Genomic DNA, 15581 nt, shown 5'->3' on the forward strand with positions numbered 1-15581 from the left:
CACGAGCCCGCCGGGCAGGACCTGCTCGACAGCCGTCGGGGTCGTCCTGCGGAACCTGGCGAAAGAGTCGGCGTGACGGCAACCGGGTTCTCCGCCCGGACGTGCCGACCGCCGCTTTACGCCGTATACCCTCGTGCGGCCGGGCGCGTCACCCCCGGCCAGGCGGACATCGAACCCACGGTCCACCCGCCGCACTGGAAAGGGACCCACGAGACGATGACCGAGAGCCTTGGCGCACTGCACCAGGAGCTGGCCGGCGTCGTCCTCGTGGGACGGGAGCTGCCTGAGGTGTTGACCGAGATCGTCAAGATCTCCCACCGTGCGATCCCTGGTGCCGAGGCGACGTCGATCACGCTGATCCGTGACGACCGCCCCTTCACCGCTGCCTTCGACGGGCAGATCGCCATGGACGCCGACGAGCTGCAGTACGAGTACGGGTACGGCCCGTGCGTCGACGCAGGGCGGTCCGGGGAGGTCTTCCTCGTGGACGACATGCGCCACGAGGAGCGCTGGCCCGAGTACGCACGGCAGGTCGCGGGGATGGGGGTGCTCAGCTCGCTGTCGATCCCGCTGCCCTTCCAGGGCGCGAACATCGGCGCGCTGAACAACTACGCCCGTCACCCCGGGGCCTTCGGCCCGGCCGACCTGACCCTCGGCGAGGAGGTGGCGGCCTTCGTCGCGATCGCCGTCGGCAACGCCGAGGCCGCTGCCCGGGCGACCGACGACGTGGCCAACATGCGTCAGGCGATGGCCTCCCGCGCGTCGATCGAGCAGGCCAAGGGCATCCTGATGGAGCGCTACAAGATCACGCCCGAGCAGGCGTTCACGCTCCTCACCCACGCCTCGCAGCGCACCAACGTCAAGCTGCGCGACGTCGCCGAGGAGCTCACCGCGACCGGGCTGCTGCGCGGCAGCTGACGGCGGCTGGCGGCCTGGTCCGGCGCGGGGCCAGGATCACGGCGTGAGGCAGATGCAGTGCGGATCCACAGCGGGGCTGGGCGCCCGATGACCGTCGTGCTCGGGGCCGACCTCGGCACCAGCGGGCTCAAGCTCGCCGCGCTGGACCTCGACGGTGCGGTCGTCGCGGAGGCCGAGGTCGGCTACCCGGTCGACCGCCCGCGGCCGGGCTGGGCGCAGACGCAGGTCGCCGTCTGGCTGCGGGCGCTGGACGACGCCCTCGCCGCCGTGGCCGGGACGCTGGGCGACCGGCCGGTGGCCGCCCTGGGGCTCTCCGGCCAGATGCACGGTGCCGTGCTGGTGGACCGGTCCGGCGCCGCGCTGGCCCCGGCACTGCTGTGGCCCGACCAGCGCGCGACCGGGGAGCTGCAGCGCTGGCGGGAGCTCCCCGGACCCGACCGCGCCGCGCTGGCCAACCCCCTGGCCGCCGGGATGACCGGACCGCTGCTGGCCTGGCTGGGTGTGCACCACCCGGAGCTGGTCGCCCGGGCGGCGACGGTGCTGCTGCCCAAGGACGCTGTCCGGGCCGCACTGGTGCCCGACGCCGACCCGGCCGTCACCGACCGCAGCGACGCGTCGGCGACCCTGCTGTGGGACGTGCCCGGCGACCGCTGGTCGGCCGCGGCCACCGTCGCGGCCGGCGCCGACCCGGCCCTGCTCCCGGCCGTCGTGCCGGGGTCGACCGTCGTCGGGGTGGCGCCTGTGCTCGGCGGGGGAGTGCCGGTGGTGGTCGGTGGCGCCGACACCCCGCTCGCGCTGCTGGCCGCCGGCACCACCACCGGCGTCCAGGTCAACCTCGGCTCGGGTGCCCAGGTCATCCGGCCGCAGGTGTCGCCGCAGCCGGCTGTCGACCCCGCCGTGCACTGCTACGCCGACGCCGAGGACGGCTGGTACGCCATGGCCGCGCTGCAGAACGCCGGCACCGCGTGGGCCTGGGTGCGCGAGGTGCTGGGCCTGGACTGGCCGGCCTTCGCCGCCAGCCTGGCCACGACCCGGCCGGGGGCCGGGGGAGTGGTGTTCTCCCCGTTCCTGACCGGCGAGCGGGGCGGGGTCGCCGGGCCGGCCGACCGCGGTGGCTGGACGGGGCTGTCGGCCGACACCACCCGGGCCGACCTCGCCCGCGCGGCGCTGGAGGGCGTGGCGTGCGCCGTGGCGGCGGCGCTGGACCTGCTCGGGCCGGGCGCCGGTGGGCCGGTCGTGCTCACCGGTGGAGGAGCGCGGGACACCGGGGTGCAGCAGCTGCTCGCCGACGTGGTCGCCCGACCGGTCCAGCACGTGCAGGTCCGGAGCGCATCGGCGGCCGGCGCCGCGGTGCTGGCCGCCCGCGGGGTGGGACTGGACCTGGTGCCCGCGCGGGCGGCCGGGCCGGTCGTCGAGCCGGGGCGGGCGGAGGAGTCCGGCGCCGTCCGCGCACGCTGGGCAGCCGCCCGGGGCTGATGCCGGCCCGTCGCGCGGAACGTCGGCGCTGCTGGCACCGTTGACGTCGACGAGCGGCCCGACCGGGAAGCGCAGGAGAGCAAGGGGGTGGGCGCACCATGGCGTCGCTGATGAACAAGGTCATGCAGTTCGCGAACAGCCCGAAGGGCAAGCAGGTCATCCGGCAGGCGACGGACAAGGCCCAGCAGCTGGCCAAGGACCCGAAGACCCGGGCGAAGTTCGACAAGGTCGCGAACAGCCCGAAGGGCAGGCAGGTGATCCGGCAGGCGACGGACAAGGCCCAGCAGCTGGCCAGCGACCCGAAGACCCTGGCGAAGATCCAGGACGTCCGGCGCCGGGTGCAGGGCGGCCGCGGCGGCTCCGGCACAGGGTCGGGCACCTCGGCCTGACCCGTTCGACCCGTGCCGGCGGCGCTCACTCCCCCCGGGGGGCGAGCGCCGTCAGCACGTCGGGGTGCAGGACGCCGTTGCTGGCCACCGCGCTGCCGCCGGCCGGCCCGGCGTTGCCGGCCAGGTCGCTGAATGCGCCCCCGGCCTCGCGCACGATGACGTCGAGGGCGGCGAGGTCCCACAGGGACACCTCGGGCTCGCAGGCGACGTCGACGGCCCCCTCGGCCACCATCATGTAGCTCCAGAAGTCGCCGTACGCGCGGGTCCGCCACACCGCGCGGGTCAGGTCGAGGAACGGCTCCAGCCGGTCCTGCTCCTCCCAGCCGGAGAGGCTGGAGTAGGACAGGCTCGCATCGGCCAGCGCGCCCACCTGCGAGACCGTGCAGCGGGTGGCGTTCTCCAGCCGGCGTCCGGTCCAGGCGCCGGTGCCCGCCGCGGCCCACCACCGCCGGTTCAGTGCCGGTGCCGAGACCAGCCCGACCACCGGCAGGTCGCCGTCCAGCAGGGCGACCAGGGTCGCCCACACCGGGACGCCGCGGACGAAGTTCTTGGTGCCGTCGATCGGGTCGATCACCCACCGGCGGTCTCCCCGGCCGGTGCTGCCGAACTCCTCGCCGAGCACCGCGTCCCGGGTGCGGGCGCGGGCCAGCGTGCTGCGCAGCTGCTCCTCGACCGCGTGGTCGGCGTCGGTGACCGGGGTGAGGTCTGGCTTGGTGTCCACCCGCAGGTCCTGCGCCCGGAACCGGTCCAGGCTGATCGCATCGGCCTGGTCGGCCAGTACGTGCGCCAGGCGCATGTCCTCGTTGTATCCCCGCTGGCCAGCCGTCATGGCCCGAACCTAGCGGGCGGGGTCGGCGCGACCCCGCCCGCCGACGGCGACGTGCTGGCGCGGCCCCCTCTCAGGGACCCACCCCGAGGCTGCGAGGGGTGGGGGGAGAGGGGGTCCTCCTAGTTGAAGACGGCCTTGCTGACCGCCGCCGGGGTGTCGTACTCCTGGTCGTCGATCCCCTTCAGGGCGTCGAGGACCTCGCCGCTGCCTCCGTGGGACTCCGCGTGCTTCACCACGTCGTCCTTCTTCGCCGGGTAGTCCATGCCGGACAGGGCCTTCTGGATGTCGATCGGGCTCACCATGGCGCATCGGGTACCCGACAGCTGTGCCGGCGATGCACGGATACCGTCGGGGCGTGGAAGCCGGGAGCATCGTCGGGCTGTTGGCCGATCCGGTGCGGCTGAAGGTCGTCGCCGCGCTGGCTCTCGGCGCGAGCACGATCCAGGACGTCGCCGACATGTCGGGACTGTCCCTGAAGGAGGTCGCGCTGGCCGCGCGGCGGTTGGCCCGGGCCGGCCTGGTGCACCGCGACGGTCACCTCCTCACGCTGCACGCCGAGCGTTTCGGGGAGGCGGCCCGGGCAGCGGCCGCCACCGCCCCGCCGGCGCCGCAGCTGTCCGCCGATCCGGGGGCGGACGCCGTGCTGCGCGCCTTCGTCCGGGACGGCAGGCTGGTCTCCGTCCCCGCGCAGCACAGCAAGCGCCGGGTCGTGCTCGAGCACCTCGTGCACGTCTTCGAGCCGGGTGTCCGCTACCCGGAGCGGGAGGTCAACGCACTGCTGGCCGCCTGGCACCCGGATGTGGCCGCGCTCCGCCGATACCTGGTGGACGAGGCGCTGCTGACCCGGGAGTCGGGGGTCTACTGGCGCAGCGGCGGATACGTGGAGGTGTGACGGTGCGACGACAGGTCTTCGCGTTCTCGGGTGTGATCCAGCCGCGGCCGGGAGAGCGGGGCAACCGGCCGCTCCTGGAGCACGTCCTGGCGCTGGGTGCGGCCCGTCGCACGGACGGCGGGCCGGTGCGGCTCTGCTACCTCCCGACGGCGGTGGGCGACGACCCGGCGGCGGTCTCGGCGTACCAGCGGGTCTTCGGGGGCCGGGACGACGTCGTCCTGAGCGTGCTGCGGCTCTTCCCGCAGCCCAGCGTCCCCGACGTGCGCAGCCACCTGCTGACCCAGGACGTCGTGCTGGTCGAGGGCGGCAGCGTGGTGAACCTGATGGCGGTCTGGCGGGCACATGGCCTGCACACGGTGCTGCGCGAGTGCTGGGAGGCCGGGGTGGTGCTCGCCGGGCCGAGCGCGGGCAGCCTGTGCTGGCACGTGGGCGGGCCCACCGACTCGTGGTCCGACCGCCTCGACCCGTTCACCGACGGGCTGGGGTTCCTGCCGTACAGCAACGGCGTGCACGACGACCTGACCGACCAGCCGCGCCGGGAGACCTACCGCCGGCTGGTCGCCGCCGGGACCCTGCCGGCCGGCCACGCGACCGAGGACGGTGTGGGGCTGCACTACGTGGGCTCCGAGCTCGCGGAGGCGGTGACGGTGCGGCCCGGAGCCCGGGCGTGGCGGGTGGACCCGGACGAGCGCAACGGCTGGACCGAGCGCGCGATCACCCCCCGCGAGATCTGACGGCGGACCCGGTCAGTGGCCGGGGGTGACGTGGCCGGGGGTGAGCTGGCCGACGGCGGTGAGCAGTCGGCGGAAGCTGCCCAACCGCTCCCGCGCGGCGGGTGTGCCCTGGGCGGCCCAGGGGTCCAGGGCGCACTCCGGGTCCGCGGCGGTGTGCCCGCAGGCGGGCGGGCAGTCGACGGCGGCCTCGGCGAGGTCGTCGAAGGCGGCCAGCACGTCCTGCGGGGTCACGTGCGCCAGCCCGAAGGAGCGGATGCCCGGGGTGTCGATCAGGGTGCCGCCCCCGGGCAGGTCCAGCAGGACCGCCGAGGAGGACGTGTGCCTGCCCTTGCCGATCTTGCTCACGTCGCCGATGGCCCGGAAGGCGCCCGGGATCAGCCGGTTGAACAGCGTCGACTTGCCGACCCCGGACTGGCCGACCAGCACGCTCATCTGGTCCCGCAGCCGGGTCACCAGCTCATCGAGCGGCGCCTCGCGGGACATCGGGACCGCGTCGACCTCCAGTCCGGCGTACCGGTCCAGCAGTGGCTGCGGGCTGGCCAGGTCGGACTTGGTCAGCACCAGCAGTGGCGACAGCCCCCCGGCGTAGGCGGCGACCAGGCATCGGTCCAGGAAGCCGAGCGCCGGCTCGGGGTCGGCGATCGAGGTGACGACGACGAGCTGGTCGGCGTTGGCCACCACGATCCGCTCGGTGGGGTCGGTGTCGTCGGCGGTGCGGCGCAGTGAGGTGACCCGGTCGGCGATCGTCACGATCCGGGCCAGGCTGTCGGTGCGTCCGGAGGTGTCGCCCACCAGCCGCACCCGGTCCCCGACGACGACGCCGTGCTTGCCCAGCTCGCGGGCGCGCATCGAGGTGACGTCGACGGGGGTGCCCCCGGGGCCCTCGACCCGGACGGTCATCCGGCCGCGGTCCACCGCGATCACCAGCCCGGGCACGGCCTCCTCGTGCGTGGGGCGGGTGCGGGTGCGCGGGCGGGAGCCGTGCCGTGAGGCCCGGACGCGGACGTCGTCCTCATCGGACCGGCTGTCCATCTTCCGGCTCACGCGGGCACCCCGGCGTCCTCGCCGAGCAGACCGGCCCAGCGTTCCCGGAAGTCCGGCAGCGTCTTGGTCACCGCCCCCGGGTCGGTGACCTCGATGCCGTCGACCGCCAGGCCCAGCACCGCCGCCGCGTGCACCATCCGGTGGTCGGCGTAGGAGTCCAGCCGGGCCGGGCGGGGCCGCCCCGGGGTGATGACCAGCCCGTCGGGCAATTGCTCGACCCGGGCGCCGACGGCGCTGAGCACCTCGTCCAGCGCCTGCAGCCGGTCGGTCTCGTGGCCGCGCAGGTGGGCGATGCCGGTGAGCCGGGACGGCCCGTCGGCCAGGGCGCACAGTGCGGCGAGCACCGGGGTCAGCTCGCCCACCTCGCCCAGGTCGGCCTCGAGGGGGGCGATCCGGGCGCCCCCGCTGACCTGGAGCCCGGCGGGGGTGCGGGTCACCGCGGCCCCCATCGCGGTGAACAACGCGTCGAGCTGGGCGCCGGGTTGGGTGGTGTCGGTCGGCCAGTCGCGCACGGTCACCCGGCCGCCGGTGACGAGGGCCGCAGCGAGGAACGGTGCGGCGTTCGACAGGTCCGGCTCGACGACGCGGTCCAGCGCGGCGATCGGGCCCGGCGCGACGCGCCACCCACCGTCGGTCCGGCTCACCTGCACGCCGTGCTCGGCGAGCGTCCGGACGGTCATCTCCACGTGCGGCAGGGACGGCAGGCTCCCGGCGAGGGTCAGCTCGATGCCGCTGTCGAAGCGGGCCGCGGCCAGCAACAGCCCGGACACCACCTGGCTGGACTCGCTGGCGTCGACGGTGACCGCACCGCCAGGCACCGCACCGGTGCCGTGCACGGTGAACGGGGCCCGGCCGCGGCCGTCGTCGTCGACCCGGACGCCGAGGTCCCGGAGGCCGGCGATCAGGCCGGCGTTGGGTCGGTCGCGCAGCCGGGCGTCGCCGTCGATCCGGACCGGCCCGGCGGCCAGTGCGGCGACCGGCGGCAGGAAGCGGAGCACCGTGCCGGCCAGCCCGGCGTCCACCTCGGCCGGCCCCCGCAGCGGCCCGGGGGTGACCAGCCAGTCCGCGCCGTCGGCGACGATGTCCACCCCGATCGCCCGCAGCCCGGCGGCCATCAGGTCGGTGTCGCGGGCGCGCAGCGGGCGCACCAGCCGGCTGGGCCCGTCGGCGATCGCGGCCAGCACCAGGGCGCGTGCGGTGATCGACTTGGACCCGGGGAGGGTCACCACGGCGTCCACCGGGGTACGGCGGGCGGGCGTCGTCCAGACCTCGGTCATACCGCTCATCCTGCCCTGCCGGCCTCCTCGGCCAGCGCCGCGACGATGGTCGCGACCCGACGCTGCCGGGTCGCCGCCGTCTTCGCGCCCTCGACGGCGAGCACGTGCCGGAGCCGTGCGCTGTAGGAGAGGGACCCGAAGCGCTGCCCGGCCGCCGGCTCGGCGTCCAGTGCTGCGGCCAGGTCCGGCGGGACGTCGACCTCGCGCGGCTCGGTGTCCAGCACGACGTCCACCTCGACCTGGTCGCCGGCGGCGACCCCGGCTGCCGAGCGACGCCCCGCGCTCAGCGGGATGAGGAAGCGCCCGCCCGTGCTGGCGATCGACGTCCGGTAGCCGTGCCCGCCGACGGTCACCGTCACCGCCGGCTTCCGCCCGCCGCCGAGCGCCTCGACCACCTCCGGCGGCACCGGGATGCCGGTGGCCGTCCTGCCGTGCAGCTCGACCGTGGAGGTGAACCTCATGGGCCAGGAGGATGGCAGCTCCGGGCACTGCCGCGACAGTGCCCGGAGCCTGGGTTCAGCCGCCGACGTGCTGGGCCGGCGCCGCCTGCTTCTTCGGCGGCATCGTGCGCACCAGCCGGCGGTTGGCGAACTCGAACATGCCCAGCTCGGAGAGCTCGCGTCCGTAGCCGGACCGCTTCACCCCGCCGAAGGGCAGCTCGGGGGAGGAGCCCGACGGCTGGTTGATCCAGACCATCCCCGACTCCAGCCGGTCGGCCACCTCGCGGGCCCGCTCGGTGTCGCCGCTGTAGACGGCCGCCGAGAGCCCGAAGTCGCTGTCGTTGGCCAGCGCGACGGCCTCGTCGGCGTCCTTCGCCCGGTAGACGACGGCGGCCGGCCCGAAGAGCTCCTCGTGGTAGGCCCGCATCTCCGGGGTGACGTCGGCCAGGAGCGTGGCCTGGACGAAGGCGCCGTCGTGCTCGGGGCGGCCGCCACCGGTGAGCACGGTGGCGCCCTTGTCCACGGCGTCCTGGATCTGTGCGGCGAGGTCCTGCGCGGCCCGCTCGGTGGACAGCGGGCCCAGCGTCGTGGCCGGGTCGGCCGGGTCGCCGGGGGAGAAGCTGCCGAAGGCCTGCTGCAGGCCGGCGACGACGTCGTCGTAGACCTCGTCGAGCACGATGATCCGCTTGGCGGCGATGCAGGCCTGGCCGGTGTTGGCCATCCGCGCCATGGTCGCGGCCTTGACCGTGCGGCCCAGGTCGGGGGCGTCCAGCACGATGAACGGGTCGCTGCCGCCCAGCTCCAGCACCGACTTCTTCAGGTGCTTGCCGGCCAGCTGGGCCACGCTGGCCCCGGCCCGCTCGCTCCCGGTCAGCGTCACGCCCTGCACCCGCCGGTCGGCGACGACCTGCTCGACGTCGGCGATCCGCAGGAACAGGTTGGTGTAGACGCCCTCCGGCGCCCCGGCGTCCCGGAACAGCTGCTCCAGGGCGAGGGCGCACTGCGGGTTGTTCTCCGCGTGCTTGAGCAGGACGGTGTTGCCCAGGGTCAGGTTCGGGCCGGCCACCCGCACCACCTGGTAGAGCGGGTAGTTCCACGGCTCGATCGCCAGCAGGACGCCGATCGGCTCGTTCACCACCTCGGCCTCGCCGCCGCCCATCACGTCGATCGGCTTGGGCGCCAGGAACCGCGGGCCGTTGGTGGCGTAGTACTCCAGGATGCTGGCGGCCAGCTGGACCTCACCGGCGGCCTCCTGGATCCGCTTGCCCATCTCCCGGGTGATCAGGGCGGCGAGCTCGTCCTGCCGCTCGCGCATCAGCTCGGCGGCCCGGCCGACGACGGCGGCGCGCTCCTCCACCGACCGGCGGCGCCAGTCGCCGAAGGCGGCGTGGGCCCGCTCGACCACGCCGTCGATGGCGTCGGTCTCCAGGAAGGGGAACTCCTTCTCCGTCTTCCCGGTGTAGGGGTTCACCGTCGCGTACGGGCGTGCGCCTGCGTCGCTGGCGGTCTTCGGCTGCTCGGTCGAGGGAGCCTGGGTGGTCGTCACGTGATGTGCCCTCCGTCGTGCTTCGTCGCGGTGCGTCGGGTCTGTGGTCTCCGTCCTACCCCTCTCTGCACCGGCGACGCACGGCGGGTCGTCGGTGGGCGCACCTACGCTCGGGGACGTCGTCGTCCGGGAGGAGCCCGTCATGTGTGGTCGGTACGCCGCCAGCCGCCGTCCTGAGGACCTCGCGCTGGAGTTCGAGGCCGTCCCGGCCGAGGGCCAGGCCCCGCTGCCGGCCGACCACAACGTCGCCCCCACCAAGGACGTGTACGTGGTCCGGCACAAGAAGGAGCGGGACGCCGAGGGTGCGCTCACCGGCGGCGGGCACCGCGAGCTCCGGGTCGTGCGCTGGGGCCTGGTCCCCTCCTGGGCCAAGGACGTCTCGGTCGGCAACCGGATGCTCAACGCCCGGGTCGAGTCGTTGGCCGAGAAGCCCGCGTTCCGCACCGCGGCGGCGAGCCGACGCTGCCTCGTCCCGGCCGACGGCTGGTACGAGTGGGCGCCCCGGCAGGACCGCCCCGGCAAGCAGCCGTTCTACGTGACCCCGCAGGACGGGTCCGGGCTGGCCTTCGCCGGGCTCTGGGAGGTGTGGGGCCGGGGCGAGGACCGGCTGTACAGCTGCACCGTGGTCACCGCACCCGCCGTCGGCGCACTCGCTGAGGTCCACCCCCGGATGCCGCTGGTGCTGCCGCCCGACCGCTGGGCGGAGTGGCTGGACCCGGCCCGCGAGGACGTCACCGAGGTCGCCGCCCCGACGCCACCGGAGCACGTCGAGCGGCTGGAGATCCGCCCGGTCGGCCCGGCCGTGGGCAACGTGGCCCACAACGGGCCGCAGCTCACCGCGCGGGTGGAGTCGGTCAGCGAGCCCGCCGACCAGCCCGCCCTGTTCTGACCGTCCCCCCGATCCCCGAGGTGAGCCCGCTGGACCCGCACCCGACCACCGCGTCGACCGACCCGGAGCACGTCCAGGTCTCCGCCCGGGCGCTGCCCGACTGGATCGCCGCGGGCGTGACCTTCCTGTCCTCCGGGGCGGTGCTCGTGATGGAGGTCGTCGGCCTGCGGCTGATCGCCCCCTACGTCGGCATCACGCTGCAGACCAGCACCGCGATCATCGGGTTTGCGCTGGCCGCGATCGCGATCGGCGCCTGGGCCGGTGGGGCCGCCGCCGACCGCACCGACCCGCGACGGCTGATCGCGCCGCTGATGATCGCCGGCGGGGCCCTGGTGGTGGCGGTGCTGCCGCTGGTCCGGTTCGCCGGGGAGCTGCTCACCGGCGCCGCGGCCGGCAACGTGCTGCTGCTGGCCGCGGTCGCCGTCGTCGTCCCGGCCGCGTTGCTCTCCGCCGTCCCGCCGATGGTGGTGGCCCTGCAGCTGGGCGACCTGGCCCGGACCGGTTCGGTGGTCGGCCGGCTGTCGGGCATCGGCACGATCGGGGGCATCGTGGCGACGTTCGCCACCGGCTTCCTGCTGGTCGCGATCCTGCCCAGCAGCGTGATCCTGGTCGGCACCGGGCTGCTCGTCGTCGTGGTCGGGGTGGCGCTCGCCGTGCTGCTGCGCCGCCGGACCCCCGGGGTGGCCGGCCGGCTCCCGGTCGGGCTGCTCGCCCTGGCCGTGGCCGCCCCGGTGCTCGCCGCGGTGGCGCCGACGCCCTGTGAGCGGGAGACCGCTTACCACTGTGCCCGGGTGGTCGCCGACCCGGCGCGCGACACCGGCCGGGTGCTGGTGCTGGACACCCTGCGGCACTCCTACGTCGACCTGGCCGACCCGACGTACCTGGAGTTCGAGTACGTCCAGGCGATCGCCTCGGTCACCGACGCGCTCGCCCCGGCGGGTGAACCGCTGTCCGCGCTGCACGTCGGGGGTGGTGGGCTGACCCTGCCCCGCTACCTGGCCGAGGTGCGGCCGGGCACGCAGAGCCTCGTGCTGGAGGTCGACCCCGGCGTCGTCGCGATCGACGAGCAGGAGCTGGGGCTGGAGACCTCCGACGAGCTGGAGGTACAGGTCGGCGACGCCCGGGTCGGGCTCGGGGCGGAGGCCCCCGGGGAGCGGGACCTCGTGGTCGGGGACGCCTTCGGCGGGCTGTCGGTGCCGTGGCAGCTGACGACGGTGGAGGCGCTGCGCCTGGTCGACGACGCGCTGGCCGAGGACGGCGTCTACGCGGTCAACCTCATCGACCACCCGCCGCTGTCCTTCGTCCGCGCCGAGCTGGCGACCCTGCAGCAGGTCTTCGACCACGTGCTGCTGCTGGCCCGGGCGCCGGCGCTGGCCGGCGAGGCCGGCGGGAACGTGGTCGCGGTCGCCTCGCAGCGTCCGCTGCCGGCGACGGAGATCGCCGCCGAGCTGGAGGAGCGCGGGCTCGCCTGGCAGGTGGCCGAGGGGCCCGAGCTCGACCGCTTCATCGGGGACGCCGGCGTCCTCACCGACGACTTCGCGCCGGTCGACCAGCTGCTGACGCCCTACGGCTGAGCATCAGCTGCGGGTGATCGCGGCGGTCCGGGCCCGGGTCAGCCGCACCAGGTCCGCCGGTGACAGCTCCACCTGCAGCCCGCGCCGCCCCGCGCTGACCAGCACGGTCGGGAAGGCCAGTGCGCTGTCGTCGACCACGGTCGGCAGCGCCTTCCGCTGGCCCAGCGGGCTGATCCCGCCCCGCACGTAGCCGCTGCTCCGCTCGGCGTCGGTCGGGTCGGCCATGGTGGCCTTCCGGCCGCCGGCGGCGGCGGCCAGCGCCTTGAGGTCCAGCTGGCCACTGACCGGCACGACGGCGACGGTGAGGGCGCCGTCGACCCGGGTGACCAGGGTCTTGAACACCTGCGCCGGATCGGCGTCCAGGGCGGCCACCGCCACCTCGCCGTAGCCGTGTCCGTCCGCGCCGTCGGCCGGGTCGTACTCGTGCAGGGAGTAGGCGGCCCGCGCCTGGTCCAGGGTCCGCACCGCCGGTGTCGCAGCCACGGCGCAGCAGCCTAGGCCGGACGCACCGGCGCCGGGAGGCGGTTTCCCCGACGACCGTCCCGGACGGGGAATCGAGCCCGGGTGCGTGCCGTTGCACCGACCGTGAGCAGCACAGTCCCGGGCGCCCCGGCGCGCATCGCGCGCGGTTCCGCGCCCGCCCGCCGTCCCCCCGGCCGCCCCGGCCGCACCCGGCTAGGATCGAGCGACGTGGTCGCCCGTTCCCGGGCGCCGCAGAGAGGACGGTCGGTGCCCGAGGAGCCCGCGAGCGACAGCCCCGTCGTCGAGACGGGGAAGCCCGATGAGACGCCAGAGGCGCGCGCCGACGGCAGTCGTGCCGAGCTCGCCGAGACCCGGGCCCAGCGCGACGCCCGCTTCGAGCGTGACGCCCTGCCCTACCTGGACCAGCTGTACCCGGCAGCGCTGCGGATGACCCGCAACCCCGCCGACGCCGAGGACCTGGTGCAGGAGACCTTCGTCAAGGCGTACTCCGCCTTCCACCAGTTCGCCGAGGGCACCAACCTCAAGGCGTGGCTGTACCGGATCCTGACGAACACCTACATCAACAGCTACCGCAAGAAGCAGCGCCAGCCGCAGCAGTACCCCACCGAGCAGGTGCAGGACTGGCAGCTCTACGCCGCCGAGGAGCACACCTCCAGCGGCCTGCGCTCCGCGGAGATGGAGGCGCTGGACCACCTGCCCGACACCGACATCAAGGAAGCGCTGCAGCAGCTGCCGGAGGACTTCCGGCTCGCGGTCTACCTCGCCGACGTCGAGGGGTTCGCCTACAAGGAGATCGCCGAGATCATGGGCACGCCCATCGGCACGGTGATGTCCCGCCTGCACCGCGGTCGACGCGGTCTGCAGAAGCTGCTGGCCGACTACGCCCGGGAACGCGGCTTCGTCGCGGCCGGAGCTGCTGAGGAGGCGACCCGCTCATGAGCACCGACGCTCACGACGGCGCCCGGCACGACCTCCACGGTGACGACGTCACCTCGTGCGACGACGTGCTCTCGCACGTCTTCGAGTTCCTCGACCACGAGACCGACGACGCCCGCCGGGCGGTCATCGCCGAGCACCTCGAGGACTGCTCGCCGTGCCTGCGCCAGTTCGGCATCGAGCAGGAGTTCAAGGCGCTGGTGCGGCGCCGCTGCGGCGGTGACCCCACGCCGATGGGCCTGCGGGACCGGATCAAGGTGCAGCTGACGACCGTCTCCTTCGAGGAGGACGGCACCCAGGTGCGCGTGGAGAAGGCCAGCTTCGAGTCGACGACCACGCACGTCTACGGCGAACAGCCGCCGGGGGAGCGCCCCACCGCCTGACGGCGGCGGAGCGCTCTCCGGCCCCCTTGCAGGGACCCACCGCGAGCTTGCGAGTGGTGGGGGGCAAGGGGGTCCTTCTTCAGGCGTTGGGGCGCTTGCCGTGGTTGGCGCCGCTCTTCTTGCGGGCGCGCCGCTTGCGTCCACGCTTGGACATCGCTGCCCCTCCTCTCTGTGCTGCACCCGGGCAGGTCGCCCCGGTGCGGATCGGTCCCGGTGCTGCGGTGCAGGACACCTCACCACCGGCCAAGCTGACCCTGCAAGGCTCTCACGGGTGGGCCGGGCACCGTGCGCTGGTGCGCGGTCGGCGCCGGTGGTGACCCGGGCCCCGGGAGGATGCCAGTACGGCCGGTGCGCAGGACGGCGCGCCGGGAAGAGGAGGACGACGTGGTCCAGGCAGTCGACAGCGTGCTCGTGGCCGGTCGCGGGCCGATGGCCTGCGCGGTGATCCGGGCGTGCGGTCAGCTGGGCGTGAAGGCCGTGGCCGTCCACTCGGAGGCCGAGCGCAACGCGCGGCACGTGCGGATGGCCGACGAGTCCGTGCTGCTGGGTCCCGCCCCGGCGGCCGAGTCCTACCTCGACGTCCGCCGGTTGGTCGAGGCCGCCCGGCGCACCCGGGTCGACGCGGTGCTCCCCGTTCCGCCCGCTCTCGCCGGGAACGCCCGGCTGGCCGCCGCGGTCGCCGACGCCGGACTGGGCTGGGTCGGCCCGGAGGCCGGGGTGCTGGAGCGCCTCGGCGGCGACGGGGTCGAGCCGGCCAGCGAGAGGGGCTTCCTGGCCTGGGTCAGCGCCGAAGGGCTGCACCACGTCACCCCGGTGCTGCGCGACCGCGCCGGGGGCACCCCACGGGTCTCCTGGACGCCCCCCGACGGGCTGGGCTCACTGCCCGCGGCCGCCCGGCGGCTCCCGGAGCTCGGCTGGCGTGGGCTGGTCACCGTGGGCATCGACCCCGGCGGTGAGCTCGCCGAGGTCGCGGCCGGCTTCTCCCTCGACATCGCCGTGCTGGAGCGGGCACACGGACTGGACGCCGTCGCCCTGGCGCTGGGCCGTGTGTCCGGTGCGCCGGCGGGCGGGCTCCCCGACGACGCCGAGGGACCGCCGTACGCCGGGCTGGCCGTCCAGCTGCGGTCGACCCTGCCGCCGGGGACCGAGGGGCGCGTCACCGGCCGGCTGCCCGACGTCCGGCCCCAGGGCGGGCGAGTCGCCGGGGACACCGAGCTGGTCGCGGTGAGCGGCTACGACGAAGGCGACCGGCTCGACGGCTGGTACGACGCGCTGCTGGCCACGGTCAGTGCTGCGGGCCCTGATGCGGCGAGTGCGGCACGGGTTGCGACGGAGGTCCTCACCGGCCTCCCGGAGACAGGCGTCCCGCACGACGGTCCGGCGGTGTGCACCGTGCTGCGCCGCATCGCCGGTGCGCTGGTCCCCGGCTGCAGCTGAGCCGGCGCTCGGCACGCTGCGGCGTCCGGCCCTCCGCGTGCTTTCATGTGCAGACCGTCGGCTGAGGCGGGTCGGGCCAGGTCAGGGAAGAGGAGGCGCCGGTGGCGGTCGAGGAGATCCACGCCGAGATGGTCTCCAGCGTGTGGAAGGTGCTCGTGGCCCCCGGCACGGAGGTCGCTGCCGGCGACACGCTGGTCATCCTCGAGTCGATGAAGATGGAGATCCCGGTGCTCAGTGAGCGCGCCGGCACGGTGGGCGAGCTGCACGTGGTGGAGGGCGAGGTCCTCCAGGAGGGCGACCTGATCGCCACCGTCCTCCCCGGCTGACGGGCCTC

Annotated in this window: 19 protein-coding genes; 11 read left to right on the forward strand and 8 right to left on the reverse strand. The window is 74.9% G+C overall.

Annotated elements, in window-relative coordinates:
* Window positions 1–216: 216 nt before the first annotated feature.
* The 3 genes from O2W20_RS05725 to O2W20_RS05735 all read left to right on the forward strand — a co-directional run bounded on the left by O2W20_RS05725 (window position 217) and on the right by O2W20_RS05735 (window position 2783).
* On the forward strand, window positions 217–918 hold the full coding sequence (locus tag O2W20_RS05725) for a GAF and ANTAR domain-containing protein (protein ID WP_269170771.1): 702 nt from the start codon (window positions 217–219) through the stop codon (window positions 916–918).
* A gap of 87 nt (window positions 919–1005) precedes the next feature.
* Window positions 1006–2394, forward strand: a complete 1389-nt coding sequence (locus O2W20_RS05730) for an FGGY family carbohydrate kinase (RefSeq protein WP_269170772.1) — start codon at window positions 1006–1008, stop codon at window positions 2392–2394.
* A 98-nt stretch (window positions 2395–2492) separates the two neighbouring features.
* Window positions 2493–2783: a hypothetical protein gene (locus O2W20_RS05735; protein ID WP_036340278.1), complete on the forward strand. Its 291-nt coding sequence runs from the start codon at window positions 2493–2495 to the stop codon at window positions 2781–2783.
* Between the two features lie 25 nt (window positions 2784–2808).
* Here O2W20_RS05735 and hisN read toward each other — a convergent pair whose 3' ends face one another.
* Both hisN and O2W20_RS05745 read right to left on the reverse strand, forming a co-directional pair.
* The gene (hisN, locus tag O2W20_RS05740; RefSeq protein WP_269170773.1) at window positions 2809–3612 is read right to left on the reverse strand and encodes a histidinol-phosphatase; all 804 of its coding nucleotides are present in this window, start codon (window positions 3610–3612) and stop codon (window positions 2809–2811) included.
* A gap of 119 nt (window positions 3613–3731) precedes the next feature.
* Window positions 3732–3914 carry a DUF2795 domain-containing protein gene (locus O2W20_RS05745; RefSeq protein WP_269170774.1) on the reverse strand — a complete coding sequence of 61 codons (183 nt, stop codon included), beginning with the start codon at window positions 3912–3914 and terminating at the stop codon, window positions 3732–3734.
* 53 nt (window positions 3915–3967) lie between these two features.
* On the opposite strand from O2W20_RS05745, the gene O2W20_RS05750 reads away from it, so the two are divergent.
* Window positions 3968–4504 (forward strand): DUF2087 domain-containing protein, encoded by a 537-nt coding sequence (locus O2W20_RS05750; RefSeq protein WP_269170775.1) that lies wholly within the window; start codon window positions 3968–3970, stop codon window positions 4502–4504.
* Window positions 4505–4506: 2 nt separating this feature from the next.
* Window positions 4507–5238, forward strand: coding sequence for a peptidase E (locus O2W20_RS05755; protein ID WP_269170776.1), 732 nt, complete (start codon window positions 4507–4509; stop codon window positions 5236–5238).
* Between the two features lie 12 nt (window positions 5239–5250).
* On the opposite strand, the gene rsgA is transcribed toward O2W20_RS05755, so the two are convergent.
* The 4 genes from rsgA to O2W20_RS05775 are packed head-to-tail and all read right to left on the reverse strand — an operon-like array spanning window position 5251 to window position 9545.
* Window positions 5251–6282: a ribosome small subunit-dependent GTPase A gene (gene rsgA / locus O2W20_RS05760; protein ID WP_269170777.1), complete on the reverse strand. Its 1032-nt coding sequence runs from the start codon at window positions 6280–6282 to the stop codon at window positions 5251–5253.
* Entirely contained in the window at window positions 6279–7568 is a 1290-nt protein-coding gene (gene aroA, locus O2W20_RS05765; protein ID WP_269170778.1) for a 3-phosphoshikimate 1-carboxyvinyltransferase, read from the reverse strand. Before aroA ends, rsgA begins: the two co-directional genes overlap by 4 nt.
* Window positions 7565–8020 (reverse strand): YdeI/OmpD-associated family protein, encoded by a 456-nt coding sequence (locus O2W20_RS05770; protein ID WP_269170779.1) that lies wholly within the window; start codon window positions 8018–8020, stop codon window positions 7565–7567. Before O2W20_RS05770 ends, aroA begins: the two co-directional genes overlap by 4 nt.
* Window positions 8021–8075: 55 nt before the next feature.
* Window positions 8076–9545 carry an NAD-dependent succinate-semialdehyde dehydrogenase gene (locus O2W20_RS05775; protein WP_269170780.1) on the reverse strand — a complete coding sequence of 490 codons (1470 nt, stop codon included), beginning with the start codon at window positions 9543–9545 and terminating at the stop codon, window positions 8076–8078.
* 142 nt (window positions 9546–9687) lie between these two features.
* Here O2W20_RS05775 and O2W20_RS05780 point away from each other — a divergent pair, with 142 nt between their 5' ends.
* Window positions 9688–10434: an SOS response-associated peptidase gene (locus O2W20_RS05780; RefSeq protein ID WP_269170781.1), complete on the forward strand. Its 747-nt coding sequence runs from the start codon at window positions 9688–9690 to the stop codon at window positions 10432–10434.
* A gap of 20 nt (window positions 10435–10454) precedes the next feature.
* Window positions 10455–12008 carry a fused MFS/spermidine synthase gene (locus O2W20_RS05785; protein ID WP_269170782.1) on the forward strand — a complete coding sequence of 518 codons (1554 nt, stop codon included), beginning with the start codon at window positions 10455–10457 and terminating at the stop codon, window positions 12006–12008.
* A gap of 3 nt (window positions 12009–12011) precedes the next feature.
* On the opposite strand, the gene ybaK is transcribed toward O2W20_RS05785, so the two are convergent.
* Window positions 12012–12491, reverse strand: a complete 480-nt coding sequence (gene ybaK / locus O2W20_RS05790; protein ID WP_269170783.1) for a Cys-tRNA(Pro) deacylase — start codon at window positions 12489–12491, stop codon at window positions 12012–12014.
* Window positions 12492–12737: 246 nt separating this feature from the next.
* Here ybaK and O2W20_RS05795 point away from each other — a divergent pair, with 246 nt between their 5' ends.
* Window positions 12738–13430: a sigma-70 family RNA polymerase sigma factor gene (locus tag O2W20_RS05795; protein ID WP_269170784.1), complete on the forward strand. Its 693-nt coding sequence runs from the start codon at window positions 12738–12740 to the stop codon at window positions 13428–13430.
* Window positions 13427–13810, forward strand: coding sequence for a mycothiol system anti-sigma-R factor (gene rsrA / locus O2W20_RS05800; RefSeq protein ID WP_269170785.1), 384 nt, complete (start codon window positions 13427–13429; stop codon window positions 13808–13810). Before O2W20_RS05795 ends, rsrA begins: the two co-directional genes overlap by 4 nt.
* Before the next feature lie 79 nt (window positions 13811–13889).
* On the opposite strand, the gene O2W20_RS22755 is transcribed toward rsrA, so the two are convergent.
* Window positions 13890–13964: a 50S ribosomal protein bL37 gene (locus O2W20_RS22755; RefSeq protein WP_014742531.1), complete on the reverse strand. Its 75-nt coding sequence runs from the start codon at window positions 13962–13964 to the stop codon at window positions 13890–13892.
* Between the two features lie 230 nt (window positions 13965–14194).
* On the opposite strand from O2W20_RS22755, the gene O2W20_RS05805 reads away from it, so the two are divergent.
* A complete protein-coding gene (locus O2W20_RS05805) occupies window positions 14195–15247 on the forward strand; it encodes a biotin carboxylase N-terminal domain-containing protein (protein WP_269170786.1) in 1053 nt (350 codons plus the stop codon).
* Window positions 15248–15348: 101 nt separating this feature from the next.
* Window positions 15349–15573 (forward strand): biotin/lipoyl-binding carrier protein, encoded by a 225-nt coding sequence (locus O2W20_RS05810; RefSeq protein ID WP_269170787.1) that lies wholly within the window; start codon window positions 15349–15351, stop codon window positions 15571–15573.
* The last annotated feature ends 8 nt before the right edge of the window (window positions 15574–15581 follow it).

Source organism: Modestobacter sp. VKM Ac-2982 (assembly GCF_026967935.1).
Classification (GTDB): Bacteria; Actinomycetota; Actinomycetes; order Mycobacteriales; family Geodermatophilaceae; genus Modestobacter.

What these genes read in the sequence shown, in the direction of transcription:
- O2W20_RS05735 (WP_036340278.1), top strand. Translation starts at nt 2,493, where the DNA reads ATGGCGTCGCTGATGAACAAGGTCATGCAGTTCGCGAACAGCCCGAAG.
- O2W20_RS05730 (WP_269170772.1), top strand. Translation starts at nt 1,006, where the DNA reads ATGACCGTCGTGCTCGGGGCCGACCTCGGCACCAGCGGGCTCAAGCTC.
- O2W20_RS05745 (WP_269170774.1), bottom strand. Translation starts at nt 3,914, where the DNA reads ATGGTGAGCCCGATCGACATCCAGAAGGCCCTGTCCGGCATGGACTAC.
- O2W20_RS05725 (WP_269170771.1), top strand. Translation starts at nt 217, where the DNA reads ATGACCGAGAGCCTTGGCGCACTGCACCAGGAGCTGGCCGGCGTCGTC.
- aroA (WP_269170778.1), bottom strand. Translation starts at nt 7,568, where the DNA reads ATGAGCGGTATGACCGAGGTCTGGACGACGCCCGCCCGCCGTACCCCG.
- hisN (WP_269170773.1), bottom strand. Translation starts at nt 3,612, where the DNA reads ATGACGGCTGGCCAGCGGGGATACAACGAGGACATGCGCCTGGCGCAC.
- O2W20_RS05780 (WP_269170781.1), top strand. Translation starts at nt 9,688, where the DNA reads ATGTGTGGTCGGTACGCCGCCAGCCGCCGTCCTGAGGACCTCGCGCTG.
- rsrA (WP_269170785.1), top strand. Translation starts at nt 13,427, where the DNA reads ATGAGCACCGACGCTCACGACGGCGCCCGGCACGACCTCCACGGTGAC.
- O2W20_RS05770 (WP_269170779.1), bottom strand. Translation starts at nt 8,020, where the DNA reads ATGAGGTTCACCTCCACGGTCGAGCTGCACGGCAGGACGGCCACCGGC.